Here is a 26,265-nt window from a genome sequence, read left to right on the forward strand (position 1 = left end):
TTACCAAGGACCAGGACTGAAAATAAAAAAAGGCGCCCCGGCATGAACCGGGGCGCTGTTCGTTTGGGCCTTGATCGGACGATCAGGCAGCCTTCTGCGCCTCGATGGTCCGAGCGGCGTTCGTGGAAATCGGGATGAGCTTCGGCTTCTTGGCCTCAGGGGTCTCGCGCACGAGGTCCAGGTGGAGCAGGCCGTTCTCGAGGGCCGCGCCCACCACCTGCACGCCGTCGGCCAGCTGGAAACGCCGGTCGAAGCTGCGGGCGGCGATGCCCTGGTGGAGAATGTCGACTTTGCGCTCTTCCGAAGGGTTGCGCTCGCCGCGTACGGAAAGGGTGTTTTCCTTCACCTCGACCGTCAGGTCGCGATCGGTGAAGCCGGCGACCGCAATCGAGATGCGATATGCATTCTCGCCGGTGCGCTCGATGTTGTAGGGCGGGTAGCTCGGGGCCGCATCGACGCCGACCATCTGGTCGAGCATCGAGAAGAGACGGTCGAAGCCGACCGTGTTGCGGTACAGGGGAGCAAGATCAAACTGTCGCATGGCATATCCTCCGCTTGAAGCGACATGCAGTCAGGGAAGATCCACCTTCATAGGCTGGATCCGGGTTGTTGTGCCGCCGTCATGGCCGGCACGCCCTGGAGGTGGGAGCGGATAGGGTTGCTTTCAAGAGGGCCGTTCCCTAAGCCCGAGATGCCCTATAAAGAGGTCACGTTTTCGAGTTGGAACCCGCCGTGGACTTCATCACCACCCCTGACAATCCCGTGCCCGGCGAGCCGAAGCTGGTCAGCGTGACCACCCGCGACGGCATTGCGCTGCGGGCCGCGTATTGGATGCCCGACACCGAGGAGCCGCAGGGCACGGTCTGCATCATGCAGGGCAGGGCGGAGTTCATCGAGAAGTATTTCGAGGTGGTGGGCGAGCTTCTCGATCGCGGCTTTGCGGTCGTGGCCTTCGACTGGCGCGGCCAGGGTCTCTCGGGGCGGCAGGTGAGCAACCCTCGCAAGGGCCATGTCCGGCGCTTTTCCGACTTTCGCCACGACCTCGAGGCGATCCGCGACCAGATCCTGGTGCCGCACATGCCGGAGCCGCATTTCGGGCTGGCCCATTCCATGGGCGGTGCCATTGCCTTGAACGCCGCCTCCGAGACCTGGCTGCCCTTCCGCCGCCTCGTGACCACGACGCCGATGATCGCGCTGTGCATCGTCAAGCGCACACGCGCCTCGGCCTTCTTTGCGCGGCTTCTGCGGTTTCTCGGGATGGGCAAGATGTTCGTGCCCGGCGGCGGCGAAACCTCCATTGCCACCCTGCCGTTCAAGGGCAACCGCCTGACCAGCGACCCCGTTCGCTACGCCCGCAATGCCGAGGTTGCCCATGCCATCGGGGCCGGCGCGATCGGAGCGCCGACGGTGGCCTGGCTCGACGGCGCCTTCCGGTTCATGAGGCGCTTCGCCGATCCGCGCTATGCCATCAAGCTCCGCCTGCCCACCCTGATCGTGGCAGCCGGCGCGGATCCCGTCTGTGCGACCCCAGCGACGGAGCGCTTCGCCTCGCGGCTCAAGGCCGGCAGGGTCATCGTCATTCCGGGCGCCCGCCATGAGATCCTCATGGAGCGGGATGTGGTCCGGGAGCAGTTCTGGGCCGCCTTCGACGCCTTCATCCCTGGCACGCCGGACCCGGTCCCGTCGGCAAAGCGTGACTTGGCCGAGGTTGGATTAGCGGCTGAGCAGCTCGATGGCGGCGGTGTGGACCCGGCGGTCGCCCGCAGCGACGATGCGACCGCCGTCAGCGGCCGAGCCGCCATCCCAGGCGGTGACGATTCCGCCGGCGCCCTCGATGATCGGGATCAGGGCCGCGATGTCGTAAGGCTTTAGCCCCGACTCGACCACGAGGTCGATGTGTCCCGCCGCCAGCATGCAATAGGCATAGCAGTCGCAGCCGTAGCGGGCGAGGCGCGCCACGCTCTCCACCCGGTCATAGGCGCGCAACTCGTCCCCGGCGAACAGACGCGGGCTCGTGGTGGAGATCACCGCGTCTTTCAGCGAGGCGCAGCGGCGGGCTTTAAGCTTGCGCTCGCCGCCGGGGCCGCGATAGGTCGCGCTGCCGGTGTCGCCGAAGAAGCGCTCGCCGGTGAAGGGCTGGTGCATCATGCCGAAGACCGGCTGCTTCCTGTGGGTCAGGCCGATCAGCGTGCCCCAGGTCGGAAGACCGGCGATGAAGGCGCGGGTGCCGTCGATAGGGTCGAGAACCCAGACGTAATCCGCATCCGGCCGCTCGGCGCCGAACTCCTCGCCGATGATGCCGTGGGTGGGAAAGCTGCGCTTGATGAGGTGGCGCATGGTCGCCTCACCGGCCCGATCGGCCTCCGTGACCGGATCGAAGGCGCCGCCGCGGGACTTGTCCTCCGTGGCGATGGCGGTGCGGAAGAAGGGGAGGATCGCCTGGCCTGACTGGGTCGCGAGTTCGTTGACGAAATGCGTGAAGTCGATGAGCCCCATGACGTGCCAATCCCCTGAAAGAATAACGCGGGCGGCCTTGGCCCGCCTGCGGTGAGCTTTTATCAAGCGCCTGTCGCGCGGCAAGAGAGCAGCAGTGAATAAGGATCGAGATCGCATGGATTCTGCGCCCAAGCCTGGCACGACCCGCTCGGAAACGGCCTTGTTCCTGATCGCCGCGCTGGTGTCGATCTATGCGGTCAGCCAGTTCCTGCGCAACTCCATCGGGGTCATCGCCAACGACCTCGCCCGGGAGCTCGATCTTTCCGCCACCCAGACGGGGCTTCTCTCCAGCGCATTCTTCTTCTCCTTCGCGGCGGTCCAGATCCCGATCGGCATCCTGATCGACCGCTACGGCCCCAAGCGCACCATGCTGGCGACGGCCGTCCTGACTGTCCTCGGGACGATCCTCTTCGCCCTTGCCCCCTCGGCCCCCATGCTCATTGCCGCCCGGGTCCTGATGGGGCTCGGCTGCTCCACCTTCTTCATGGCGCCCCTCGTGATCTACGCGAGGCGCTTTCCCCCGGAGCGCTTTGCCGGGCTCACCAGCCTGCAGATGGGCCTGGCCAATGTCGGCACCCTGGCGGCCACGGCGCCTCTGGCCGCTTCGGCGGCGGCCTTCGGCTGGCGGTCCTCGTTCCTGGCCGTTGCCGTCCTGACGGTGGCCATCGCCTTGATGATCGTCTTCCTCGTGCCCAGGGATTCAAGGGCGGACGGGCCGAAGGAAACCTGGGTCGCCGCCTTTCGGGGCGTTGCCGCGGCCCTGAAGGTGCCTTCGTTCTGGCCCGTCTTCTTCATGCACTTGGCGACCTATGGGTGCTTCGTCTCCGTCATCGGGCTCTGGGCCGGGCCATGGCTGTCGGACGTGCATGGTGCGGATCTCGCAACGAGAGGAAATGTCCTGCTCCTGGGCGCATCGGCCCAGATCTGCGGCATGCTCCTATGGGGAGCGATGGACCGCTTCTGGGGAAGCTACAAGAAGCCGGTGCTCATCGGCGGCACGGCGACGGTCCTGCTCCTCGCCGTCCTGGTGTTCGTGCCCCTGCCTCAGCCCTGGGCCACGCTCTGGTTCGTGCCGTTCGGCCTCTTCGTCGCCTACACGCCCATTCTCACCAGCCACGGCAAGTCGCTGTTCCCCTCTGCCCTGACGGGGCGGGGCATCACGCTGATGAATATCGGCACCATGGGCGGCGCCTTCCTGTCCCAGAGCGTGACCGGCATGCTGATCGATCTGGTCGGGCGCTCGGAGCAGGGGTTCTACCGGCCTGAGGGCTATCGCCTCGTGTTCGGAGCGCTGGCGACGGCTCTTCTGCTCAGCCTGCTCTTCTATGTCAGAGCCATCGATCCGCATCCGAGCAGATATGCAACAAGGTCATGACTGAAAGCGAAATTTCCTGTTGCAAATTGTGCGCTGCGGCGCAATTATTGCAGTGCGGTATGGCGATGGCGTCGCCCTATCGTAGCCCTTCTTGGGCGTTTCCTCCCTAAACTTCGGGCCGCTGGCAACAGTGGCCTTTTTCTTTGCCCGATGCTGATCGCGGGTGTCGGGGCTCACTCGGCCGCGATGGGACGGGTCGTCAGTTCGCCTTCGATGTCCGCGATGACCTGAGCGAAGGCCTGAGTCAGGTCCTCGGCCAGCACCGGGAAGGCGGATTTCTTCCCCATGCCGCGTTCATCCATATAGAGCGCGCGGTTGATCTCGATCTGCAGGGCATGCCGCCCGAGGGCAGGCTCGCCGTAATGTTCGGTGATGAAGCCGCCCGCATAGGGCTTGTTGCGCACGACCGTATAGCCGCGTCCCCTGAGGGCCGCCTCCACGAGGTCGATCAGCAGGGTGGCGCAGCTGGTCCCGTAGCGGTCGCCCAGCACGATATCGGCCTTGACTCCCTCCTCCCGGCTGACGCTGGAGGAAGGCATGGAATGGCAGTCGATGAGGATGGCGTGGCCGAAGAGCTGGGACGTGCGGCGCACCAGATGCCGCAGGGTGCGGTGATAGGGCTTGTAGAGCCATTCGATCCGGTGAAGGGCCTCATCCACCGGCAGGCGCGAGCGGTAGATCTCCTGGCCGTCGGCCACGATGCGCGGGATCGTGCCAAGTCCTCCTGCCACCCGCATGGAGCGGGTATTGGCGAAGGACGGCAGACGTCCGTCGAACATGCGGGAGTCGAGTTCGTAGGGCTCCCGGTTCAGGTCGAGAAAAGCCCGCGGAAAATGCGCCGTCATCAGGGGAGCACCGAGCTCCATGACCGAGGCGAACAATTCGTCCACGAACGCATCCTCGGAGCGCCTCAGGGCAATGGCGTCGAGCCGGGATGCCGTCAGGAAGGAGGCCGGGTAGATCGCGCCCGCATGCGGGACGTTGAACACGAAGGGAACCGTCTGCATGGCAGGTTCGGTGACGGTAAAGGGAGGATCGAACTCATCGACAATGGCTGGCCGCATCAGGAAATGAACTTGACTATGGTGGAAAAGAAGCCGGACTTCAGGCTAGTGTAAGGCAGCGCCGTCGCCTGTCCATGACAATATCGTATCAGGACCACGTCCTTCTTTCACGGCTTGTTTACTCCCTGTCCGTCATGAAGGTCTGAACCCATTCGCCACGATTCGGGGCTGGCAACCGATGAAGATCCTTCTCGCCGAAGACGACAACGACATGCGCCGCTTCCTCGTGAAGGCGCTGGAGAACGCAGGCTACGACGTGGCCTCGTTCGATAACGGCCTTTCCGCCTACAACCGGCTGCGCGAGGAACCGTTCGAGCTGCTGCTGACGGACATCGTCATGCCCGAGATGGACGGCATCGAGCTGGCCCGCAAGGCCACCGAGCTTGATCCGGACATCAAGGTGATGTTCATCACGGGCTTCGCCGCCGTCGCGCTCAACCCGGATTCCCAGGCTCCCCGCGACGCGAAGGTCCTGTCGAAGCCGTTCCATCTGCGCGACCTGGTGACCGAGGTCGATAAAATGATGGCGGCCTAAAAAAGGCCCTGCCTAAGGCTTGCGCCCGCGCCCGCTTGTGGGTATATCGCCCCCACAGCCGAGACGGGACGTCAAACATCACCGTTTCCCGGGCGCGTAGCTCAGCGGGAGAGCACTACGTTGACATCGTAGGGGTCGCTGGTTCGATCCCAGCCGCGCCCACCATTTTTTCTTTTTTCCGGCCTTCCCGAAGGGCCGCAGGAGACCGGATATGAAGATCCGTAACTCGTTGAAGTCGATCCGCGGCCGTCACCGCGACAACCAGCTGGTTCGTCGCAAAGGCCGGGTCTACATCATCAACAAGACCCAGAAGCGCTACAAGGCTCGCCAGGGCTAAAGTAGCGGGTGCGGCGATGCCGCACACGATTTTCTGAATTGACCGCGCATGCCGGGACCCTAAAACTCCCGGCATGCGCTTTTTCGCGTCTGCCCTGATCCTATCGCTGAGCCTCTTCTCCCACCCCCTCGGTGCGCAGGAGCCTGCCCGTCCGAGGGATGCCCCGAAGGATCAGGCCCAGCCGGCCAAGCCCAATCCTCCACGTGCCTCCAGCCTCGACGAACTGTTCGAGCGTCTCGGCAAGGCCCAGAGCCAGAGAGAGGCCGAGGGCATCGCCTCCCTGATCGAGCGCCGCTTTTCCCGTTCCGGCTCCGACACCGCCGATCTGCTCCTGAGCCGGGCTGCCGAAGCGTTCGGGAAGAAGGATTTTCCGCTCTCCATCGAGCTGATCGACCGGGTCCTGGCGCTCCAGCCCAACTGGGCCGAGGCCTGGTACAAGCGCGCCACGGTGTTCTACCAGCTCGACGACCCGGTGGGGGCCATGGCCGATCTTCACCAGGCGCTGAAGATCGAACCCCGGCACTTCAATGCCTGGACGGGCCTGGGTCACATCCTGATGGCTTCCGACGACAAGGCGCGGGCGCTGGCGGCCTATCGCCGGGTGCTCCAGATCAATCCTCAGATGGACGAGGTCAAGACCATCATCGAACGGCTCAGGCCTGAGGTTGACGGGCAGGACCTCTGACCCAGCTTGCGGGGATGACCCTGCTCCTTACCCTGACGGCGCCCATTCTTCTCCTGACCCTTGGAGCCATCTTCACCTACCTCTATGCCTGGCGCATCGAGCGGCGGTTTCCGCCGACAGGCCGCTTCATCGAGGTTGACGGCTGCAGGATCCATTACCGGGAGAAGGGGCCCGAGGCGGCTCCGTCTCATGGCACCATCGTCCTCCTGCACGGCGCCTCCTCCAATCTCGCGGAATCCATGCTGGGGATGGGCGAGGCCCTGTCCGGACGATATCGGGTGATTGCCATCGACCGCCCAGGGCATGGCTGGACCAGCCGCCGGCAGGGCTTGGCCGAGGCCGAACCTGCCCGGCAGGCGTCGCTCATGGCGGACGCCTTGCGGCAGATGAACGTCCGCAAGGCCTTCGTGGTGGGACATTCCTGGTCGGGGGCCGTCGTTCCGCATTTCGCCCTCGACCATGCCGATGTCACCGGCGCCATCGTGGTGCTCTCCGGCATCACGTCGCCCTGGCCCGGCGGCACTATCGGCTGGTTCCGGCGCTACGTCGATTCATGGTTCGGCTGGCTGATGTTCCGAACGCTTGCGGTGCCGCTCCTGCTCGTGTTCCGGCCCTGGATGAAGCGGAAAACCTTCCGGCCCCAAACCCCTCCGCCCGGGATCGTGACGGAAGCTTTCATCCCGCTCGCCTTCCGGCCGAGAGCCTATGAGGCGAACATGCAGGATTTCGCCGTCATGTACGATGCTGTCCTGCGCCAGTGCGGACGCTACCGGGACATCCGCGTGCCGGCACTGGTGATTGCCGGCGACAGCGACGAGATCGTTTGGACCGATCTTCACAGCCGGGGCTTCGCCCGGGAGGTGCCCGGCGCGGAATTGATCCTGATGCCGGGCATCGGCCATATGCCGCAATATGCCCACAAGGAGAGGGTGCTTGCCGCGATCGAGACCCTAGCCGACCGGATTGCAATGGCCAGGGTTGAAGCCGATCAGGCCTGAGCCGCGTGGTCCTGGCTCACGAAGGCGATGCGCACCATGTTGGTGGCGCCCGGCGTGCCGAAGGGCATGCCGGCCACGATGATCACCCGGTCCCCCACATTCGAGAAGCCTTCGCGCACGGCGAACTTGCAGGCGCGGAACGCCATGTCGTCGATGTCGTTCGCGTCCTTCGTGCGGATCGAGTGCACGCCCCACACCAAGGCGAGGCGGCGGGCGGTGTCGATGCTCGGCGTGAGCGCGATAACGGTCGAGTTCGGCCGCTCGCGGGCGATGCGGAAGGCCGTCGAGCCCGAGAAGGTCCAGGCCGCCACCGTCTTGAGGTTGAGCGTGTCGGCGATCTGGTGGGAGGCCGCCGCAATGGCGTCCGAGCCTGTGGCCTCCGGCTCCGCGTTGAGGGTGCGCACGATCGACCAGTAGTTCTGGTCCAGCTCCACCTCTTCGGCGATCCGGTTCATGGTGGCCACCGCGTCGATCGGGTACTGGCCCGAGGCGCTCTCGGCGGAGAGCATCACCGCATCGGCTCCGTCATAGACGGCGGTCGCCACGTCGGAGACCTCGGCGCGGGTGGGCACCGGAGAGGTGATCATGGATTCCAGCATCTGGGTCGCCACTACAACGGGCTTGCCGAAACGGCGCGCCGTGCGGACGATGCGCTTCTGGATGCCGGGCACCTTTTCCAGCGGCATCTCCACGCCGAGATCGCCGCGGGCGACCATGACTGCGTCGGAGATCTCCATGATCTCGTCAAGGCGGGTGATGGCCTGAGGCTTCTCGAGCTTGGCCATGACGAGGGCCCGGCCGCGGGCGACCTTCTTCACTTCCGCCACATCCTCGGGGCGCTGAACGAAGGACAGGGCGATCCAGTCCACGCCGGCATCGAGCGCCGCCTCGAGATCGGAGCGGTCCTTCTCGGTCATCGCGGCGACCGGGATCGTGGTGTCGGGCAGGCTCACGCCCTTGCGGTTTGAGATCTTGCCGGCGACCTCCACGGAGGTGGTGGCCGAGCCCTGCTTCACGCTCTTCACGCGAAGCCGCAGCTTGCCGTCGTCGATCAGAACCGTGTGGCCGGGCTCGAGTGAGGAGAGAATCTCCGGGTGGGGCATGTGCACCCGGTTGGCCGTTCCAGGAGTCGTGTCGGCGTCAAGCGTGAAGGCCTGTCCCGGCACCAGCATGGCGCCGTCGCCTTCGAAGGCGCCAACGCGCAGCTTGGGTCCCTGCAGATCCGCCAGGATCGCGATGGGACGCCCGAACTTGGCCTCGACGGCGCGGATCATCGCAACCCGCTCCTTCAGCTTCTCGCGGGGCAGGTGGCTCATATTGAGGCGGAACACGTCGGCGCCCGCCTCGAACAGCTTGGCGATCATCTCCGGGTTCTCGGAGGCCGGCCCCAAGGTTGCTAGAATCTTCGTGCGGCGTGCGCGTCTCATTATGGCTGCCCCCCTGGGCGGTTTGTTTCGGTGAGCTGAATGGTCCAGCTCTTCTGTTCTCCGGTATCGACTTCGAAGAAGCCGCTGCGATCAAAGCCCCTGGCGAGGCAATCCTCCGTTCCGCGGATCGTGAACTCGCGCTCCCGCGTGCACATGAAGGAGCGGCCGCTCCACTCGCCGCCACGGTCGTAATCGATGGCGTAGATGTAGTAGAAGCGCCCGGCGAGCTGACCCTTCAGCAGGGTCTCGCAGCCACGGGCCGTGAGATTCCACCACCCTTCGGTGACCCAACCCTGAGCGTCCCGATAGCCAAGCGCGATGCCGACCCGGCTCGAAGTCATGTTGCACAGGCGCAGATCCGCCTTCGCGGGAGACGCGGCCAGCAGGCACCCGCTCATGACGAAGGTCGCAAGTGCAAGGCTTCGCCGCCAGCGAGGGGACGATGTGAAAAGAACGGCCTTCATGAACGCGGTATGATCGAATCGGAAGGAATGAAATCGCACGATGCTGTGAGAACTTTGGCGAATCGTTGTCGGCCAGAAGCGCCCCCGGAGCAAGACCTTCGAGCAGCGTAGCTTTACGAATTTTCGGCCCACATGGCCTCTTCGACACAGCCAACCGGCTTTCAAGCGGGTGTTGCTCTCCGTTCGGAGGGGCCGCTACCGCATTAGCCGGCCTGCGCTTCGGATCTCGGACGTGCGACCCAGATGCCGAAGAGAATCAGCGCGCCACCCAGGCTCTGCACCAGCGTCAATTCCTCGCCCAGCACAGCCCAGCCGAACACGGCCGCCGCAATGGCTTCCAGGAAGATCACCAGGGACGAGAAGGTTGCCGGCAGCCGCCCGAGCGCGATGGCGAGCAGGCCTTGGCCGCCCGCATGGCTGACATAGGACATGGCCAGCAAGGCCGCGATGCCTTGCCCCGTCTGCGGGATCACCCGCGTTTCGAACAGGACGGCGATGACGAGAAGGATGGCCGAGGTGATGAGCCCCGCCTCGAAGGTCACCCGCGCCGCGCCCGCTGTCTGGCGCGCCCGGCTGGCGGCCAGGAAATACATGCCGAAGAAGAAGGCCGTGGCGACCCCGTAGAGGTCCCCTTCGATCCGGGCCGGATCGGCCTGGAGGCTCTGGCCGATCAGGGCGGCTCCGCCGAGAAGGCAAAGGCCGAGGCCGAGAAACGTCCCCTGCGACACCCGCTGCCGGAGCACGAGCCAGACTGTCAGCACGACGAAGAGCGGCGCCATGGTGGCGAAGAACGTGGCGTTCGCCACCGTGGTCTTGAGAATCGCCAGGTGCCAGAAGAAGAGGTCTCCCGCGAAGACGATGCCGCCCAGGATGCTCGCCCTGGAAAAGCGAACCCTCGGCGCGTCGGCCGGGGCGCGCTTCTCCTCGATGCGCATCCAGGCATAGAGCAGGGGCAGGCAGAGGGAGACGCGCCAGAAGGCGCTGGCGAAGGGCCCCACATCCGCCGGAACTCCGCCCATGTCGGCGGAGGCGAAGCGGACGAAGATCGGGGATATGCCCATGGCCACGGCACCCAGGCAGAGGGCGGCAAAAGCGGTGGCGAAGCCCGGCTCGAGGCGGGCCGTGGTGGATGTCGGGGACATGTGGAACGTGAAAGTTTGTTGCGCGGAAGGTCGCGTTGTCAGGGTTGGAGGGGCAGGGTAAGGCTTTTCGTCCGCCGTTCAATCCATCGTTTTGAAATCCGACATCCGCCATGCCTGCCTCCTCTGCCGCGCTCAGGGTCGACGAGCCTTACCCGCAGCCTCATCCGGTCGAGACCATCCCCGGCTCCCTCGAATCGGGGATCCTGATCCTGTGCGATCATGCCTCCAATGCGGTGCCGCCGGATCTCGGGGACCTCGGCCTGCCGGAGACCGAATTCCAGCGCCACATCGCCTACGACATCGGCGCCGCGGCAGTGACTCGGTCGCTTGCCCGACGTCTCGGGGCTCCGGCGATCCTCACCCGGTTCTCGCGCCTGATCATCGACCCCAACCGGGGGAGGGACGATCCGACCCTGGTGATGCGCCTGTCCGACGGTGCGGTGGTGCCGGGCAATGCCCGGGTGGACGAGGCCGAGGTTCAACGGCGCATCGCCCGGTTCTACGACCCCTACGACCATGCCATTGCGGAAGCGATCCACAGGGCCATGGCGGCGGGCCATCCGCCGGTGATCGTGACGGTTCACAGCTTCACCCCGGTCTGGCGCGGCTGGCCCCGGCCCTGGCATGTGGGCATTCTCTGGGATGCGGACGACCGCTTCGCCAGGCCTCTCCTGGAGGGGCTGCAGGCGGAGGACGGACTCGTCGTCGGCGACAACGAGCCCTATGATGGGGCGCTGGCGGGCGACACGATCGACCGCCATGCGACGGTCCGGGGGCTTGCCAATGCGCTCATCGAGATCCGGCAGGACCTGATCGCCACCGACGAGGGCGCCGAGGAATGGGCGGAGCGCTTTGCCCGGCTGCTCGAGCCCCTTGCCGGCCAGCCGGAGCTTCGGGCGCCTCGGATCTTCGGCACCCGCACCCGGAACCGCCTGCGCCAGCACGGAGGATCAAGCTCATGAAGGACATCGACGACAGGACCCGTACGGAACTGGAGGCCGCCGCCTTCCGCAGGCTCGTCGAGCATCTGCGCGAGCGCACGGACGTTCAGAACATCGATCTCATGAATCTGGCAGGCTTTTGCCGGAACTGCCTGTCCAACTGGTTGAAGGATGCAGCCGACGAGCAGGGCGTGGCCCTCTCCAAGGAGGACAGCCGGACCCATGTCTACGGCATGCCCTACGAGGAGTGGAAGCAGCGCCACCAGGGCGAGGCGAGCGCATCCCAGCTCGCGAATTTTGAGAAATCGAAGCCGGGGCATTAAAACGGCTTCAACCAAATGACCATAACACTGGCACCAACGCCATCAATCAGGGGCTTCATTCATGGATGACGCAGCTTTCAATACCGAATCCGTCGCCGCCGACCAGCTGAAGGCCTTCATCGAGCGCATCGAGCGCCTCGAGGAGGAAAAGGCCGGAATCGCGGGCGACATCAAGGACGTCTACGCCGAGGCCAAGGGCAACGGCTTCGACACCAAGGTCCTGCGCAAGATCATTTCCCTGCGCAAGCGCGACTACGCCGAGCGCCAGGAGGAGGAGGCGATCCTCGAGCTCTACATGCAGGCGCTCGGAATGGCATAGGCTGAAACCGGTCGTTTCCGATATTTGAAGGGCCCTGCAGTGCGATCTGCGGGGCCTTGGTCATTTCTGGCAGGACCACTCCTGGCTAATCACCATCGACCTCATCCTGAGGAGCAGCGCAGCTGCGTCACGAAGGAGGCTCCAGAGAGCACTGGAGACGCCCTCGTGCCCGGACAAAGTCCGGGACCTCGAGACGCTCCGCTCCTCAGGATGAGGGCTTATGGTTGTGCCCAATTCGCGAACGATGCTTAAGAAGCGTCCACCAGCATCATGCCTTGCAGAACATCGACCGCTGCGGGCGGCAGCGGTGTCGAGCAGCGCGTCTCCTTGTCCACCATCACGATGGTGGCCTCCGTCGTCGCTACGAGATGCCCCTTGCTGAAGATGCCCTGCGCAAGGGTGAACGAGCTGCGCCCGACTTTGAGCACGCCCGTGCCGATGTCAACGCTGCCCGGCCAGAAGAGCTCCGCCCGGAAGTCGATCTGCAGCCGGGCGATGACGAAGCTCCGGCCCTCCGAGGCGAGCGGCCTTGCCGGATCGTACATGAAGGCGACCCGGCCGACTTCCGAGAAGGTGGCGAAGACCGCATTGTTCACATGCCCCTGCCGGTCGAGATCCGCATAGCGGATGTCGGCGGAGGTGCGGCTCGGGTAAGCCTCCGGAGGGCGCAGGGCGTTCGGGTCTTTCATCATCCCATCCTTGTCATGGAGCCATAGAATACGAATCGCCCTGTAGCTCAAGAGAGGGGGCGGGGAAGACCTTTTCGGCCCGGACGATCAGCCATGCAGCCGACGCCCTCGCTCCCGACGTTCCGGTTCTCTATAGATTCCGGGAGATTCGATTGCGGGAGACAAGCATGAAGCGCGCGGCACACGACGTAACGGAACCTCAGGACGCGGAAGCGCGCCGGAGAATTCCGCCGGTCATCTGCTATCCCGTCGACACCCTGCCGCGGCCCGACCTTGCCGCCTATCAGGCCGCCCGCGACGGCTGGGAAAAGGTGGATGAGGTCGTGGTGCCGCCTCGCGAAGCGCGCGGCTTCCATGTGCCGGCGGGCTCGTTCTTTCGCATCGTCAGCATCGAGGGGCCGCAGGTGGGCGACCTCAATCTCTGGTCGGCGGAGGACATCAACGAGCGCTTCTTCTCGGGCAAGACCCGGGCGCTGCACGGCACGCATCTCTCGACCGGCGATCAGTTGTGGTCCTGCCTGCCCTACTTGAGGCCCATGGCGACGATCACCCACGACACCCTCGACTGGTACGGGTTCGACGCATTCGGCGGCTCCGTTCACGACGTGATCGGCACGCGCTGCGATCCCTACACCCACAAGCTCCTCTCGGGCCACGAGTACCATCATTGCTGCCACTCGAACCTGACCCGCGCCCTGGCCGAACGGTTGGGACGACCGAAGGAGGATGTGGAGCCTGCCGTGCACGACGTGCTCAACGTCTTCATGTGCACCGGCTTCACCCGCGACACGGGGCAGTATTTCATGAAGGCGAGCCCTGTGCGTCCGGGCGATTACCTCGAATTCTTCGCCGAGATCGATTTGCTGGGCGCGCTCTCCGCCTGTCCGGGGGGCGATTGCAGCGCGGAGCATTCCAGCGACGCGGCTGCCTGTCATCCGCTGCTGGTGGAGGTCTACAGGCCCAAGGCACCGCCTGCCGGTTGGACCTCGCCGCCTCGCAACGGCTACAGCCGCAGGCACGAGGATTGAAACGAAAAGGGCCCCGACGGGGCCCTTTCCTATTGCACGATCTTCAATGGCTTGACGGCCGGTCCGGTGAACCGGTTCGTTGCCAGATCAGCCACAGGCTGCTTCGAGAAACCCATGTGCAGGCTCGGCTCGGCTGCCATCAGGGCACTGAGAGCCGTGGCAGGCGGCTGCTTCGCTGCGGCAGCCGGGGCCTTGGGTGAAGCGGGCTGGGGCTTCGTCGGCCTGGGGTCCTTAGGCGTGGAGCCCGTCGTCGTCACCGGCATGTCCACCGGAGCCGCGGCGGCGACCTGGATGGGGCGCAGGTCCGGGCGGGGTGGCGGCAGAGGAGCCGGGGAGATGCTTGCGACGCTGGTCGTGCCGCGCAGCTCAGTGAGAGCGGGGATCGGGTTCGTTGCCGCAAGAGAGCCCGGGCGCGCCGGAGGCAGCGGCGCATAGGCCAGGGCGACGGTGCCCGCGAGAGCCTCGATGCCGGTGTCATCCGTGTCGGGCCTCCGCGGCGGCATTGGCGCAAAAGCCATGCCCTTGGCAATGGACATCTCCGAGACGCCAGGACCCTGCTGCCAGGTCAGAGCCGGGCCGGAGGCCGTCTGGACCGTGCTCGGCGCCCCGTTGATGCGGGTCGGCGGTGCCGGGGGCGGCGCAGGCGGCGTCAGGTCCTCACGCAGAGCAGGCGCCATGGAGGCCACGACCGCGGGCGCAGGCGGTTCGGGCCGCGGCTGGATCGCCACCGGCGCGCGGCGTGCCGCCTGTGGCGGGCTCCCGTAGGATTGCAGGGCCGCATAGACCGACGAGCTGGAATCGCTCGCATAATTGTCCTGCGGCGATGGCTGCTGGCGGGAGGCGATGTACGCCCGGCCCGGCCGGGACGCGACACGGATCTCCTCCGCATCCTCGTCCTCGTCGTCGCCGCCACCGAACAGGGTGGCCCAGAAGCTCTTGCGGCGCGGCTGATTGGCCACGGCCTCTTCCGCGTCGGCATAGGCCGTGTAGCCGGCCACCGTGCCGCCCTTGGCCAGCACTTCGGCGCGGGCTTCCTCATAGCCGGGCAGAGGCCTGCCGTCGGCGGGAATATGCACGGTCCTCCCGTCCGGGAAGATGCTGGCGAGCTGCGACCGGGTCATGCGCGGCCAGGCGCGCACGCTGCCCACATCGAGATGGATGAAGGGCGTATAGGCGTTGGGATAATAGCCGACGCCGCCGTTCTGGAGCCGCATGCCGATGGCGCGCAGGCGTGCGGTGGACACGTCGGGCAGGTAGAAGTCCAGAGCCTTGCCCTGCATGTGCTGGCTGTTCTTGGCCACCGCGCTGGAGCGCCGCCGGAGCATCGAGTTGGTATGCGGAGAGCGGTAGGCCGAGTTCACGTGAACGGGCGCATCCGATCCGGCCTCGCGATAGACCTCCCACACCGTGTCGAACAGGCGCGGATCCATGCGGGTCGACTCGGCGCGCCGCCAGTCGCGCAGGAACCAGTTGAGCTGCTGCAGGGCGCCCGAGTCGTACTGACCGTTTCGCCGGAAGGTGACGGTGAGGCTTTCCTTGGTGTTGTTATGGTAGAAGGTCAGTGTGCGGGTATCGCCGTTCGCCACGGCATCCTGCGTGCCGCGCGCTCCGCCTACCATGACGGCCAGAAAGGCCGCAAGACCAATGCCGACGCGATGCGCCAGAGCATCGGACCCAAAAGTGGACGCCACTTTTGGGATCAATCCGATGCTCCGCTCTTTGAAGAGCGCATCGCTGGGCGCGACCCGAAGGGCCGCGTCAGCGAATAACCGGGACCACTTTTTCGCGCGAGACGCGAGGCGGTCCTTACACAATACTCTCACTGTGATACTCGTCTTTACCGGGCGGCATCCGTGGATGCAGCGATCCTTATAGTGAAAGGATCTTTGCCGAAGACGGTTACGTTCCCGTTAAGTGAGCGGGGGAAAGAGGCCGAAAAACAGCCGGGACGAGGGGATTATTCGGACAGGTTGAGGGCAGCCCGGACCTTGCGGTCGAGGCCATAAATATCATCGAAGCGCTTCAACTCGCCCCTCTCGTCGACCGTGAGGGTGAAGTAGGTCAGATGCACGGGCAGGGGGTTGGTGAGGTGCACATAGCGCTCGCCCTTGCCGATGAGCCCACGCAGCTTCTGCTCCGTCCACTTGCCGTCCTGGCCCATGATCTCTTCCGCAAGCTCGAAGGGCTTGTCGACGCGCACGCAGCCATGGCTGAAGGCGCGCTTGCTGGCGGAGAAGAGGTTGCGGTTCGGCGTGTCGTGCAGATAGACCGCATGCTGGTTCGGGAACATGAACTTCACGTAGCCCAGCGCATTGCGCTCGCCCGGTGGCTGCTGCACCGAGATCTGGTTGCCGCGGCGGATGACCTTGTAGCCCTTGCGCGCCGCGTAGGTCGGGTCGCTAGCAAGAGCCGGCAGGATCTCCTTCTTCATGATGGACGGCGGGATGGTCCAGGAGGGATTGACCACCAGGTACTTCATCGATTCGGAGAAGATCGGCGTCTGCGACTGCTCCTTACCGACGATCACGCGGGTCTCGTGAACCACGTTGCGGCCTTCCGTCAGGCGCAGACGGTATTCGGGCACGTTCACGGCGATGTGCCGGTCGCCCAGCTCCGCCGGGAGCCAGCGCCAGCGCTCCATGTTGGCGATGATCTCGGATTCGCGCTGGGCAACGGACGGGCCGGAGAGTGCCGCTACCGTCTGGGCGTTCAGCACGCCCGTATCCGGCAGACCCCGTTCCTTCTGGAAGGCCGCCACTGCGGAGGCGACGCGCTCGTCGTAGACGGTCTGGTTGTCGGAATCCTTGGCGAGATTGAACCGTGCGCGGATCAGGGGCACGCGCGGATCCGTCATGCCCACACGCAGAATGGGTCCTTTAGGCAGGCGCACGCTGGGCTGGGAGGGGTGGTTCTCACGCAGCTGCGCCAGCCGCTCCCTCAGGGCCTTGTAGCCGGCGTGCGGCGGATTGTAGGCCGCCAGCGCGGCGCCGGCATTCTTCGACGCGGCAACCTTGCTCAGCACATCGTCGATATCCGGGATTGCGAGCTTCGGCGTCACGAGGGGTGAGAGGCGCGCAAGATCGATGCGGGCGCCTCTGGCATCGCGGGCATAGCGGATCACCGAGAGGGAGAGCTTCACATCGGCCCTGGCCCATTGCGCGAGGGGCGCATCCTTGCGCAGGCCCGCATCGCGAAGCACATAGTCGGCAGGATCGAGACCGTCCTCGTCCGCGGCCTTCAGGCGCTCCATGGCGGCCTGAGCCGCCGGCGTCCAGGCCCCGTCCTTCGCCCAGACCAGCGGACGCTCGGCCTGCGCGTAATAGGCAGCAAGAGCTTCACGATCCTTGGCGCTCACGCGCAATTCGCGCATCGTCGCGTCGTCTGCGAACAGGCTTTCCACGGCCATGCGGCCGATGTCGGCCTGCATGAGAGCCGTGACGGGAGCCGCATCGGGCAGGGGAATCTCGATGGCGGGAGCAGGCTTCATCCCGGCGGCTTCGATCGAGACGGGAGCCGGTTCGACGAGCGGGATCGCCTGCGAGGCAACGTCCTTTGGTGCAGGAGCATCCTGGATCGCCACATCGTGGAAGGATGGCTGGGCCGGGCTCTCAACAACGATCGGCTCAGCGCCATTGGCCCGGGGGCTGACGGTGAGGTCGTCCGCCGAAGCGGAGAGGGGCAGGAGAGAAACCGATCCGATGAGACCGAGCCAAACGGCTGTCTTGCGCAACCCACGCATGACCATGCTCCTCGTCGCAATGAAGGTGGAGGACCTAGCAATCCTCCATCAAATGAATTTCGTCAGTGTGCGGGCACACGTCTGTTACGCTTAACGCGCAAAACCTCGTGCGGCTTCATCGTCTAGGCCAAGTTCTTTCAATTTTCTGTAAAGAGTTGACGGGCCGGATTCCGAGCGGGCGCCGGATGACTGACATATGTCCTTGATAATAAAGGCTTGAAAAGGGAATCGCCTGCTCGTCCAGATCGGCCGGCGCCCGAATTTCGCCGGATGGGTTAATCAACGGTAAAGGGTGCGGATCGGGTCTTGCGTCGCTTTTGTCTCGGGCAGCGGCCTCTCTCGAGTCCAACGCCCGAGCGGCCGGATGTGGATGCGTCTTTGCTGAAGATGAGGCGCGACCTGCGGGAATTGCGCCGGGCGGGAAGGATCACACAGGTCTCGAGGGGGCCTGTTCCCGCGCTTCGGGACGGACCGGCACGGGTTGATCCCGATGGGCCGGCGGCCAATATGTGTGCAGTATCTCCGACCCTCGATTTCCGAACAGGCCTTCGCCCGTGACCTCTCAGAACGCTTCCTGCCTGCATCATCCCTTGTCCTCCGGCGCTGCTCAAACCGAACTCGGCATGCTGCCCGAATGGAACCTGTCCCATCTCTATCCCGGCATGGACAGCGAGGAGTTCAAGCGCGATCTCGCCAGGGCCGAAGCCGAGTGCAAGGCCTTCGCCGCTTCCCATCGCGGCAAGCTCGATGACATGGCAAGGGGCGAGAGAGCGTCGGAGGCCTTGAGCGGGGTCGTCAAGCGCTACGAGACCCTGGAGGATCTCCTCGGGCGCCTCATGTCCTATGCGGGCCTGGTCTATTCGGGTGATACAACCGATCCGGGTCGGGCCAAGTTCTACGGCGACACGCAGGAGCGCCTCACCGCCGCCTCGACCGAGCTGCTCTTCTTCGGCCTCGAGCTTAACCGTATCGAGGACGAGGTTCTCGATCGCGCCATGAGCGAGGCGCCGCTCGCCCATTATCGGCCCTGGATCGAGGACCTGCGCAAGGACAAGCCGTTCCAGCTCGACGACCGGATCGAGCAGCTCTTCCACGAGAAGTCCATCACCGGCCGCTCCGCCTGGAACCGTCTGTTCGACGAGACCATCGCCTCGCTGCGCTTCACCGTGCGCGGCGAGGAGCTGCCCATCGAGCCCACGCTCAACAAGCTCCAGGACCCGGACGAGAGCGTGCGCCGGGATGCCTCGGACGCCCTGGCCAAGACCTTCAAGGCCAATCTTCGCACCTTCACCCTCATCACCAACACGCTCGCCAAGGACAAGGAAATCTCGGACCGCTGGCGCGGCTTCGAGGACGTGGCCGATTCCCGCCATCTGGCGAACCGGGTCGAGCGCGAGGTGGTGGAGGCCATGGTGTCGGCCGTGCGCGAGGCCTATCCGCGCCTGTCGCACCGGTATTATGCCCTGAAGGCCAGGTGGTTCGGCAAGGACAAGCTCGACCATTGGGACCGAAACGCACCCCTGCCGAAGGTCGAGCAGCGCACCATTCCCTGGAACGAGGCGAGGGACACGGTGCTCTCCGCCTATTCCGCCTTCTCGCCGCGCATGGCCGACATCGCCCGCCGCTTCTTCGACGAGAACTGGATCGACGCCCCCACGCGTCCCGGCAAGGCGCCCGGCGCCTTCGCCCATCCGACCGTGCCTTCCGCCCACCCCTATGTGCTCCTGAACTACCAGGGCAAGCCGCGGGACGTGATGACGCTCGCCCATGAGCTGGGCCACGGCGTGCATCAGGTCATGGCCGGCCCCAACGGCGCGCTCATGGCCCCCACGCCCCTGACGCTCGCCGAGACCGCGTCCGTCTTCGGCGAGATGCTCACCTTCCGCCGCCTCCTTGACCAGACCACCGACCCGGTGCAGCGCAAGGCGATGCTGGCGGCCAAGGTCGAGGACATGATCAACACGGTGGTGCGCCAGATCGCCTTCTACGCCTTCGAGCGCAAGGTTCATCTCGAGCGCCGCAACGGCGAGCTGACGGCCGACAAGCTCTGCGAGCTCTGGATGTCGGTGCAGGACGAGTCCTTGGGCCCGGCAATCTGCCTCGGTCCCGGTTACGAGAGCTTCTGGACCTACATCCCCCACTTCATCCACTCGCCGTTCTACGTCTACGCCTATGCCTTCGGCGATTGCCTGGTGAACTCGCTCTACGGGGTCTACGAGCGCTCCAACGAGGGTTTTGTCGACCGCTATTTCGCCCTGCTCTCGGCGGGCGGCACCAAGCACTACTCGGAGCTTCTCGCGCCCTTCGGCCTCGATGCGAGCGATCCTGCCTTCTGGCAGATCGGCCTGTCGATGATCGAGCGGCTGATCGGCGAGCTTGAGGCCATGGAGGATGCCGCCGCATAGCGGCTCCAACGGCTCGTCACCGGCGGAAATCAAACAGAGACCCTGCCCCCCGTCTTGGCCGGGCGACGTTGTGCTGGCACTATGTGGCCGGATCTTCTCGCCTGAACGCCACCGGCTTCCGCTTTTTTCGTCGGAAAGCCTGTTCGGGAGCCGGCCATGCCGGTCGACACGCATTACGCCAGGAGCGGCGATCTTCGGGTCGCCTATCAGGTCATCGGCCAGGGGCCGCTCGACCTGGTCTTCGTGCCGGGCTTCATCTCGAACCTCGACCTCTACTGGGACGAGCCGAACATGGCGCGCTTCCTGTCCCGGCTCAGCGCGTTCAGCCGCCTGATCCTGTTCGACAAGCGGGGAACCGGTCTCTCGGACCGCCTCGGAAACCTGCCATCCCTGGAAGAGCGCATGGACGATGTGCGCGCCGTCATGGATGCGGTGGACAGCAGGAAGGCAGCGCTCTTCGGCATCTCCGAGGGGGGCGCCATGAGCATGCTCTTCGCCGCGACCTATCCGGAGCGCACCCAGGCGCTGATTCTCTATGGCACCTATGCCGACTTCCACACCTGGGTTCTGCCGCACGACCGTTTCGAGACGTTTCTGGAGCGGATCGACCGGTTCTGGGGGCAGGGCGAGAGCCTTGCCGCTTTCGCGCCCACGAAGGTTGCGGACGAACGCTTCCGGCAATGGTGGGCGCGCTTCGAGCGGCTGGGCGCCAGCCCGTCATCCGTCATCGCGCTCATGCGCATGAACAGCCAGATCGACGTGCGCCACATTCTCCCGACGATCCGCGTTCCGACCCTCGTCCTGCACCGGGCAGGCGATACGCGGGTGAATGTGGAGGGCGGCCGCTATCTCGCGGCCAATATCCCCGGTGCGAGATATGTCGAATTTCCCGGCATCGACCATCTCCTGTGGGCCGACGATGCGAGTCCGGTGGCCGATGAGATCGAGGAATTCCTCACAGGCACGCATGGCGAGAGCGAACCCGACCGGGTTCTGGCCACGGTTCTGTTCACAGATATCGTCGATTCGACCGGCAAGGCGGAGAAGATGGGCGATCGCAGCTGGCGCGCGCTCCTCGATCAGCATGACCGGATCGTCCGCGCCGAGATCGGCCGTTTCAAGGGGCAGGAGATCAAGACGCTCGGCGATGGTTTCCTGGCCACCTTCGACGGGCCTGCCCGAGCCGTCCGGTGTGCGGGAACCATCATCGAGAGCCTGCGCGTCCTGGGGCTGCAGGTCCGCTGTGGCATCCATACGGGCGAGATCGAGATGAAAGGCGGCGACATCGGCGGCATCGCGGTTCATATCGCGTCCCGCATCGCCGCCCTGGCCGATGGCCACGAAGTCCTGGTGTCGCGGACCGTGCGCGACCTCGTCGCGGGCTCCAACCTGCACCTGGAGGATCGGGGCGCCTTCGCCCTCAAGGGGTTGAGCGAACCCATGCCGCTTTTCGCAGCCGCCGGCGACCGCAGGGCCTGAAGCCGCAGCGGCCTAGCGTTCCTGGCGGCGCGACATATCTTAAGAACTCCAGTTCAGAGCAAGAGATCTCACGATATGGCCGATTCCGACCGCGAAGCGAACCGCTTCTCCGCGCGCGCAGCCCGCTATGCGCGGGTAGGCGCCAACATGGGCGGGGTGGCAGCCCGCATGGCCGGATCGCGCCTGTTCGGAGGAGACGATCGCGATGCGTCCAACGCTGCGGTGCTGGCTCAGGCGCTCGGCGGCCTGAAAGGCCCGATCATGAAGGTGGCGCAGCTGCTGGCCACCATCCCGGATCTTGTCCCCCCGGAATATGCCGCCGAGCTGCAGAAGCTGCAGAGCGAAGCGCCGCCCATGGGAGCAGCCTTCGTGAAGCGGCGCATGCAGGCGGAGCTGGGTCCGCAATGGCAGAGCCGGTTCGGCTCCTTCGAGCTCACCCCCTCGGCTGCAGCCTCCCTCGGCCAGGTTCACCGGGCCACCACGAAGGAGGGTGAGAAGCTTGCCTGCAAGCTCCAGTATCCAGACATGCAATCCGCCGTGGAAGCGGATCTGAGCCAACTCGAATGGGTCTTCGCCGTCCACCGCCGCATGGACCCGGCCATCGATACGCGGGAGATCGCCAAAGAGATCGGCGAGCGGGTGCGCGAGGAACTCGATTACGAGCGCGAGGCCAAGCACGCCGCCCTCTACGCCGAGACCCTCTTCGACGTGGAGGAGGTCCGGGTGCCGCGGGTTCATCCGGAGCTGTCCACCAAACGGCTTCTCTCGCTCGAATGGCTGGAAGGCGAGAAGATCCTCGCCTTCACCGAGGCCCCGGTCGAGATCCGCAACCGGCTGGCGGTGGCCATGTTCAAGGCCTGGTGGCACCCCTTCAGCCATGCGGCCGTGATCCACGGCGATCCGCATCTCGGCAACTACACGGTCTTCTCCGAGGACGGGGAGGCGAGGGGCATCAACCTCCTCGATTACGGCTGCGTCCGCATCTTCCACCCGCGCTTCGTCGGAGGCGTGGTCGATCTCTACCGGGGCCTGCAGACCGACGACCGCGCCCGCATCGTCCACGCCTACGAGACGTGGGGATTCAAGAGCCTGTCGAACGAGCTGATCGACATCCTCAACATCTGGGCCCGCTTCATCTACGCCCCGCTCCTCGACGACCGTGTCCGCACCGTGGCCGATGGGGTCAAGCCCGGCGAATACGGCCGCCGGCAGGCCTTCGAGGTGCACAAGGCGCTCAAGGAGAAGGGCCCCGTCACGGTGCCGCGCGAATTCGTCTTCATGGACCGGGCTGCCGTGGGCCTGGGGGCGGTCTTCCTGCACCTGAAGGCCGAGCTGAACTATCACCACCTGTTCGAGAACGAGATCGATCGCTTTTCCCTGGAAAGCCTGGAGCACAGGCAAGGGGAAGTCCTGGCGGCTTCCGGTTTACCAAATCCTGTGTAATGAGGTTGCATCTTTTGCCGTTCGGCTTTAGGGCATGACGGTAAGTTAGGGGCAGCCGATGAAGATCGCTTTCGTTCACCAGAACTTTCCGGGACAGTTCCTGCGCCTGGCCGGGTCCTTCGCCGCCGAGGGGCATGAGGTCGTGGGCTTGGGAATGGTCAAGCAATGCTCCATCCCGGGCGTGAAATACTTCTCCTACGATGCCGTGCCGGGCCCGGAGGACGCGCCCTTTCAGAACCGCTACTCACCGGTCATTCCGCGCCTGCGCCGTGCCTACGGCGTCGCCCACAGGGCCAAGGCGCTTGCCGAGCAGGGGTTCGAGCCGGATGTGGTGGTGGTCAATACGGGCTGGGGCGAAAACCTGTTCCTCAAGGACATCTGGCCGAAGGCCAAACACGTCGCCTATTTCGAATATTACTACCATGCCAAGGGGCAGGATCTCGACTTCGATCCCGAGTTCCCGGTCACCAACGAGGAGGTGATCTGGCGCCTGCGCCTCAAGAACTCCATGCAGCTCGGCGCCCTGGATGCGGCCGATCTCGCGGTGGCGCCGACCCGCTACCAGCGCGACACCTTCCCGGCCTATCTGCGCGACCGGCTCGCCATTATTCATGACGGCATCGACACCAAGCGGCTCGTCCCCGACCGGAACGTCCGCATCAGGCTCGGACAGGACGGCCCCCCGCTCACCCGCAACAAGCCCGTGGTCACCTATGTCACCCGCAATATCGAGCCGATGCGGGGCGCCCATATCGTCTTCAAGAGCCTGCCCTACCTGCTCGACATCGACCCGGAACTCCGGGTCGTGATCATCGGCGGCAAGGGCACCAGCTATTCCGGCTCCGCTCCGGGCGGGCAGTCCTGGTTCGACGTGTTCAAGGCCAGGATCGAGCGGCCGGTGGACTGGTCCCGGGTCCATTTCGTCGGAAACCTGCCCTACGACCAGTTCGTGAAGGTGCTGCAGGTCTCCTCGACCCATGTCTACATGACCTACCCCTTCGTCCTGTCCTGGTCCTCCATCGAATCCATGGCGCTCGAATGCCGGATCGTGGCCTCCGACACGGAGCCGGTGCGGGAGATCGTCCAGGATGGGGTGAACGGCCGTCTCTTCCCCTTCTTCGACGAGAAGGCCCTGGCCGAGCGGGTGCACGAAACCCTGGCCGAGAAGGAGAAGTCCGCCGCCATGGCCGCGGAGGCCCGCCGAATCGCCGTTGCGAAATACGATTACGAAACGGTGTGCCTGCCCCAGTGGCGCGATTTCCTGGGGATCCAATAATTCCACGAAACATTGATAAAGTTTTCGCCGGGAGCCATTCGAAAGATTGCGGCTCCTCACCGCATGCGTTAAACGCAGCAATTAACACGTGACGCTCAAACAGGGCTTTGAATCATGGCCGATACAAAACATGCGCCGCATGGGGGCTATAGTCCGGATATGGACGGCCGCGCTCATGAGGCGACCTACAACGGATTCATTCAGTTTGCCGAAATTGCAACCGCCGTCGTCATCTGCCACGTTCTGGCGCTGGCCGTCGGCGGTATCAAGCACGCCTGGCTGACGGCCATTTTCGGCGTCGTCCTCTCTCTGGCCGCCGGCGGACTTGGGGCTATGGCTCCCTCCATCGGGGTGCGGGCTCCCGCAGCGGTCGGCGTTCTTCTCCTCCTGGCGCTCGTCTTCTACTGAGCAGCGGGAGTTTCATCTGATACGAGACAAGAGCTTGATCTCAAGCCGTTGACCAGATCGCAGGGGGCTAAAATGCGGATCGCCGTTCTCTCCGAAACCGATGGAGCGGAGACCCGTGTTTCCGCCACCCCCGATACGGTCAAGAAATACAAAGCCCTCGGGGCGGACGTGGTCGTCCAGGCAGGCGCTGGCGCCAGTGCCGGCATCCCAGATGCCGATTTCGAGGCCGCGGGCGCGTCGGTTGCGGCAAGCGCCGCCGACGCCCTCAAGGATGCCGACGTCATCCTGAAGGTCCGACGCCCGGCCGAAGGCGAATTGTCCGGCGCCAAGGCCGGCGCGATCGTTATCGCCATCATGGATCCCTATGGCCAGGACGCTGCCCTCAAAGCTCTGGCCGATGCCAAGGTCGCGGCCTTCTCCATGGAGCTGATGCCCCGCATCACCCGTGCGCAGGTGATGGACGTCCTCTCCTCCCAGGCCAACCTCGCCGGCTACCGGGCCGTCATCGACGCCACCGCCGAATATGGCCGCGCGATCCCGATGATGATGACCGCCGCCGGCACCGTGCCGGCTGCCCGCATCTTCGTCATGGGCGCGGGCGTCGCCGGCCTCCAGGCCGTCGCCACGGCCCGGCGCCTCGGCGGGGTGGTTACCGCCACGGACGTGCGCCCCGCCGCCAAGGAGCAGGTGGAGAGCCTGGGCGCCAAGTTCATCGCCGTGGAGGACGAGGAGTTCAAGCAGGCCGAGACCGCCGGCGGCTACGCCAAGGAGATGTCGGCCGAGTACCGGGCCAAGCAGGCCGAGCTGGTGACCGCCCACATCGCCAAGCAGGACATCGTCATCACCACGGCCCTGATCCCCGGCCGTCCCGCCCCGAAGCTCATCACCCGCGCCATGGTCGAATCCATGAAGCCGGGCTCGGTGATCGTCGATCTGGCGGTCGAGCGCGGCGGCAATTGCGAGGTCGCCGTACCGGGCCAGGTGGTGGAGCATAACGGCGTGAAGATCGTGGGCCACCTCAACGTGCCCGGACGGCTCGCCGCCACGGCCTCCAGCCTCTACGCGAAGAACCTCTATGCCTTCGTCGAGACGCTGGTGAACAAGGACACCAAGGAACTGGCCGTGAAGTGGGACGACGAGCTGGTCAAGGCCACCTGCCTGACCCGCGACGGCGCCATCGTTCACACCGCCTTCCAGCCGACCGCTTAAACCGTCAAAGGGACCGTCCAAGGGGAGGACATCATGGTACTCACGCCCGAACAGGCTGTCGAGCAGGCCCGAGCGGCGGCGGATGCCGCCCGCCGTGCTGCCGAAGCCGCCCAGAGCATTGCCGACCAGCTGGCGGATACGGCAGGCCATGCCGCCGCTGCCGTCACCCACGGGGCCGTGGACCCGACGGTGTTCCGCCTGGCCATCTTCGTGCTGGCGATCTTCGTCGGCTACTACGTGGTCTGGCAGGTGACGCCGGCGCTGCACACGCCGCTCATGTCGGTCACCAACGCCATCTCGTCCGTGATCGTGGTCGGCGCCGTCCTGGCCGTCGGCGTCGACGTGGCGCCCAGCCTCGGCGAGGGCCCGATCTGGGCCCGGGCGCTCGGCTTCATCGGCCTCATCCTGGCAAGCATCAACATCTTCGGCGGCTTCCTGGTGACCCAGCGCATGCTCGCCATGTACCGCAAGAAGGGATGAGGC

25 protein-coding genes, 1 tRNA gene and 1 pseudogene are annotated in these 26,265 nt (G+C 65.2%); 18 read left to right on the top strand and 9 right to left on the bottom strand.

Going from position 1 to position 26,265, the window contains the following annotated elements:
- Positions 1 to 82 precede the first annotated feature (82 nt).
- Positions 83 to 541, bottom strand: coding sequence for an Hsp20 family protein (locus AC0QTX_RS13960; protein ID WP_474604429.1), 459 nt, complete (start codon positions 539 to 541; stop codon positions 83 to 85).
- A gap of 191 nt (positions 542 to 732) precedes the next feature.
- On the opposite strand from AC0QTX_RS13960, the pseudogene AC0QTX_RS13965 reads away from it, so the two are divergent.
- Positions 733 to 1,665: pseudogene (locus AC0QTX_RS13965) on the top strand (alpha/beta fold hydrolase); the annotation flags it as partial.
- A gap of 48 nt (positions 1,666 to 1,713) precedes the next feature.
- Here the strand turns inward: AC0QTX_RS13965 and hisN are convergent.
- Entirely contained in the window at positions 1,714 to 2,496 is a 783-nt protein-coding gene (hisN, locus tag AC0QTX_RS13970) for a histidinol-phosphatase (protein WP_474604468.1), read from the bottom strand.
- A 115-nt stretch (positions 2,497 to 2,611) separates the two neighbouring features.
- On the opposite strand from hisN, the gene AC0QTX_RS13975 reads away from it, so the two are divergent.
- Positions 2,612 to 3,871, top strand: coding sequence for an MFS transporter (locus AC0QTX_RS13975; protein ID WP_474604430.1), 1,260 nt, complete (start codon positions 2,612 to 2,614; stop codon positions 3,869 to 3,871).
- 173 nt (positions 3,872 to 4,044) lie between these two features.
- Here AC0QTX_RS13975 and AC0QTX_RS13980 read toward each other — a convergent pair whose 3' ends face one another.
- Positions 4,045 to 4,935, bottom strand: a complete 891-nt coding sequence (locus AC0QTX_RS13980) for an N-formylglutamate amidohydrolase (protein WP_474604431.1) — start codon at positions 4,933 to 4,935, stop codon at positions 4,045 to 4,047.
- A gap of 178 nt (positions 4,936 to 5,113) precedes the next feature.
- Here AC0QTX_RS13980 and cpdR point away from each other — a divergent pair, with 178 nt between their 5' ends.
- The 5 genes from cpdR (at position 5,114) to AC0QTX_RS14005 (ending at position 7,490) form a co-directional block, all read left to right on the top strand.
- Positions 5,114 to 5,470: a cell cycle two-component system response regulator CpdR gene (cpdR, locus tag AC0QTX_RS13985; RefSeq protein WP_036355105.1), complete on the top strand. Its 357-nt coding sequence runs from the start codon at positions 5,114 to 5,116 to the stop codon at positions 5,468 to 5,470.
- Positions 5,471 to 5,560: 90 nt separating this feature from the next.
- A tRNA-Val gene (locus AC0QTX_RS13990) sits at positions 5,561 to 5,635 on the top strand.
- Positions 5,636 to 5,681: 46 nt separating this feature from the next.
- Positions 5,682 to 5,807, top strand: coding sequence for a type B 50S ribosomal protein L36 (gene ykgO / locus AC0QTX_RS13995; protein WP_009763379.1), 126 nt, complete (start codon positions 5,682 to 5,684; stop codon positions 5,805 to 5,807).
- A 73-nt stretch (positions 5,808 to 5,880) separates the two neighbouring features.
- A complete protein-coding gene (locus AC0QTX_RS14000; RefSeq protein ID WP_474604432.1) occupies positions 5,881 to 6,492 on the top strand; it encodes a tetratricopeptide repeat protein in 612 nt (203 codons plus the stop codon).
- Between the two features lie 14 nt (positions 6,493 to 6,506).
- Positions 6,507 to 7,490 (top strand): alpha/beta fold hydrolase, encoded by a 984-nt coding sequence (locus AC0QTX_RS14005; RefSeq protein ID WP_474604433.1) that lies wholly within the window; start codon positions 6,507 to 6,509, stop codon positions 7,488 to 7,490.
- On the opposite strand, the gene pyk is transcribed toward AC0QTX_RS14005, so the two are convergent.
- The 3 genes from pyk to AC0QTX_RS14020 all read right to left on the bottom strand — a co-directional run bounded on the left by pyk (position 7,481) and on the right by AC0QTX_RS14020 (position 10,523).
- Positions 7,481 to 8,917 (bottom strand): pyruvate kinase, encoded by a 1,437-nt coding sequence (gene pyk / locus AC0QTX_RS14010; protein ID WP_474604434.1) that lies wholly within the window; start codon positions 8,915 to 8,917, stop codon positions 7,481 to 7,483. The genes AC0QTX_RS14005 and pyk overlap by 10 nt on opposite strands.
- On the bottom strand, positions 8,917 to 9,381 hold the full coding sequence (locus AC0QTX_RS14015) for a DUF1036 domain-containing protein (protein WP_474604435.1): 465 nt from the start codon (positions 9,379 to 9,381) through the stop codon (positions 8,917 to 8,919). Before AC0QTX_RS14015 ends, pyk begins: the two co-directional genes overlap by 1 nt.
- A gap of 203 nt (positions 9,382 to 9,584) precedes the next feature.
- Positions 9,585 to 10,523 (bottom strand): DMT family transporter, encoded by a 939-nt coding sequence (locus AC0QTX_RS14020; protein ID WP_474604436.1) that lies wholly within the window; start codon positions 10,521 to 10,523, stop codon positions 9,585 to 9,587.
- 110 nt (positions 10,524 to 10,633) lie between these two features.
- Here AC0QTX_RS14020 and AC0QTX_RS14025 point away from each other — a divergent pair, with 110 nt between their 5' ends.
- The 3 genes from AC0QTX_RS14025 to AC0QTX_RS14035 all read left to right on the top strand — a co-directional run bounded on the left by AC0QTX_RS14025 (position 10,634) and on the right by AC0QTX_RS14035 (position 12,106).
- Positions 10,634 to 11,485, top strand: coding sequence for an N-formylglutamate amidohydrolase (locus tag AC0QTX_RS14025; RefSeq protein ID WP_474604437.1), 852 nt, complete (start codon positions 10,634 to 10,636; stop codon positions 11,483 to 11,485).
- Complete coding sequence (locus AC0QTX_RS14030; RefSeq protein WP_474604438.1) at positions 11,482 to 11,787, top strand: DUF1244 domain-containing protein; 306 nt, start codon at positions 11,482 to 11,484, stop codon at positions 11,785 to 11,787. The genes AC0QTX_RS14025 and AC0QTX_RS14030 overlap by 4 nt, the downstream gene beginning before the upstream one ends.
- A gap of 61 nt (positions 11,788 to 11,848) precedes the next feature.
- Positions 11,849 to 12,106 carry a DUF2312 domain-containing protein gene (locus tag AC0QTX_RS14035; protein WP_036355032.1) on the top strand — a complete coding sequence of 86 codons (258 nt, stop codon included), beginning with the start codon at positions 11,849 to 11,851 and terminating at the stop codon, positions 12,104 to 12,106.
- Positions 12,107 to 12,354: 248 nt separating this feature from the next.
- Here AC0QTX_RS14035 and AC0QTX_RS14040 read toward each other — a convergent pair whose 3' ends face one another.
- Positions 12,355 to 12,798, bottom strand: a complete 444-nt coding sequence (locus AC0QTX_RS14040) for an acyl-CoA thioesterase (protein ID WP_474604439.1) — start codon at positions 12,796 to 12,798, stop codon at positions 12,355 to 12,357.
- A 164-nt stretch (positions 12,799 to 12,962) separates the two neighbouring features.
- Here AC0QTX_RS14040 and AC0QTX_RS14045 point away from each other — a divergent pair, with 164 nt between their 5' ends.
- Positions 12,963 to 13,823 carry an urea carboxylase-associated family protein gene (locus tag AC0QTX_RS14045; RefSeq protein ID WP_474604440.1) on the top strand — a complete coding sequence of 287 codons (861 nt, stop codon included), beginning with the start codon at positions 12,963 to 12,965 and terminating at the stop codon, positions 13,821 to 13,823.
- A gap of 29 nt (positions 13,824 to 13,852) precedes the next feature.
- On the opposite strand, the gene AC0QTX_RS14050 is transcribed toward AC0QTX_RS14045, so the two are convergent.
- Positions 13,853 to 15,514 (bottom strand): peptidoglycan L,D-endopeptidase MepK, encoded by a 1,662-nt coding sequence (locus AC0QTX_RS14050; RefSeq protein ID WP_474604441.1) that lies wholly within the window; start codon positions 15,512 to 15,514, stop codon positions 13,853 to 13,855.
- Positions 15,515 to 15,780: 266 nt separating this feature from the next.
- Positions 15,781 to 17,562, bottom strand: coding sequence for a L,D-transpeptidase family protein (locus AC0QTX_RS14055; protein WP_474604442.1), 1,782 nt, complete (start codon positions 17,560 to 17,562; stop codon positions 15,781 to 15,783).
- Between the two features lie 623 nt (positions 17,563 to 18,185).
- Here AC0QTX_RS14055 and AC0QTX_RS14060 point away from each other — a divergent pair.
- The 7 genes from AC0QTX_RS14060 to AC0QTX_RS14090 all read left to right on the top strand — a co-directional run bounded on the left by AC0QTX_RS14060 (position 18,186) and on the right by AC0QTX_RS14090 (position 26,262).
- The gene (locus AC0QTX_RS14060) at positions 18,186 to 19,967 is read left to right on the top strand and encodes a M3 family oligoendopeptidase (RefSeq protein ID WP_474604469.1); all 1,782 of its coding nucleotides are present in this window, start codon (positions 18,186 to 18,188) and stop codon (positions 19,965 to 19,967) included.
- A gap of 156 nt (positions 19,968 to 20,123) precedes the next feature.
- Complete coding sequence (locus tag AC0QTX_RS14065) at positions 20,124 to 21,446, top strand: adenylate/guanylate cyclase domain-containing protein (protein WP_474604443.1); 1,323 nt, start codon at positions 20,124 to 20,126, stop codon at positions 21,444 to 21,446.
- A gap of 75 nt (positions 21,447 to 21,521) precedes the next feature.
- The gene (locus AC0QTX_RS14070) at positions 21,522 to 22,889 is read left to right on the top strand and encodes an ABC1 kinase family protein (protein WP_474604444.1); all 1,368 of its coding nucleotides are present in this window, start codon (positions 21,522 to 21,524) and stop codon (positions 22,887 to 22,889) included.
- A gap of 58 nt (positions 22,890 to 22,947) precedes the next feature.
- Positions 22,948 to 24,165, top strand: a complete 1,218-nt coding sequence (locus AC0QTX_RS14075) for a glycosyltransferase (RefSeq protein ID WP_474604445.1) — start codon at positions 22,948 to 22,950, stop codon at positions 24,163 to 24,165.
- Positions 24,166 to 24,279: 114 nt separating this feature from the next.
- Positions 24,280 to 24,573, top strand: a complete 294-nt coding sequence (locus AC0QTX_RS14080; protein WP_036355020.1) for an aa3-type cytochrome c oxidase subunit IV — start codon at positions 24,280 to 24,282, stop codon at positions 24,571 to 24,573.
- Positions 24,574 to 24,645: 72 nt separating this feature from the next.
- Complete coding sequence (locus AC0QTX_RS14085) at positions 24,646 to 25,782, top strand: Re/Si-specific NAD(P)(+) transhydrogenase subunit alpha (RefSeq protein WP_474604446.1); 1,137 nt, start codon at positions 24,646 to 24,648, stop codon at positions 25,780 to 25,782.
- A gap of 33 nt (positions 25,783 to 25,815) precedes the next feature.
- Positions 25,816 to 26,262, top strand: coding sequence for a proton-translocating transhydrogenase family protein (locus AC0QTX_RS14090; protein WP_474604447.1), 447 nt, complete (start codon positions 25,816 to 25,818; stop codon positions 26,260 to 26,262).
- The last annotated feature ends 3 nt before the right edge of the window (positions 26,263 to 26,265 follow it).

This window comes from Microvirga sp. jy35, from assembly GCF_056148915.1.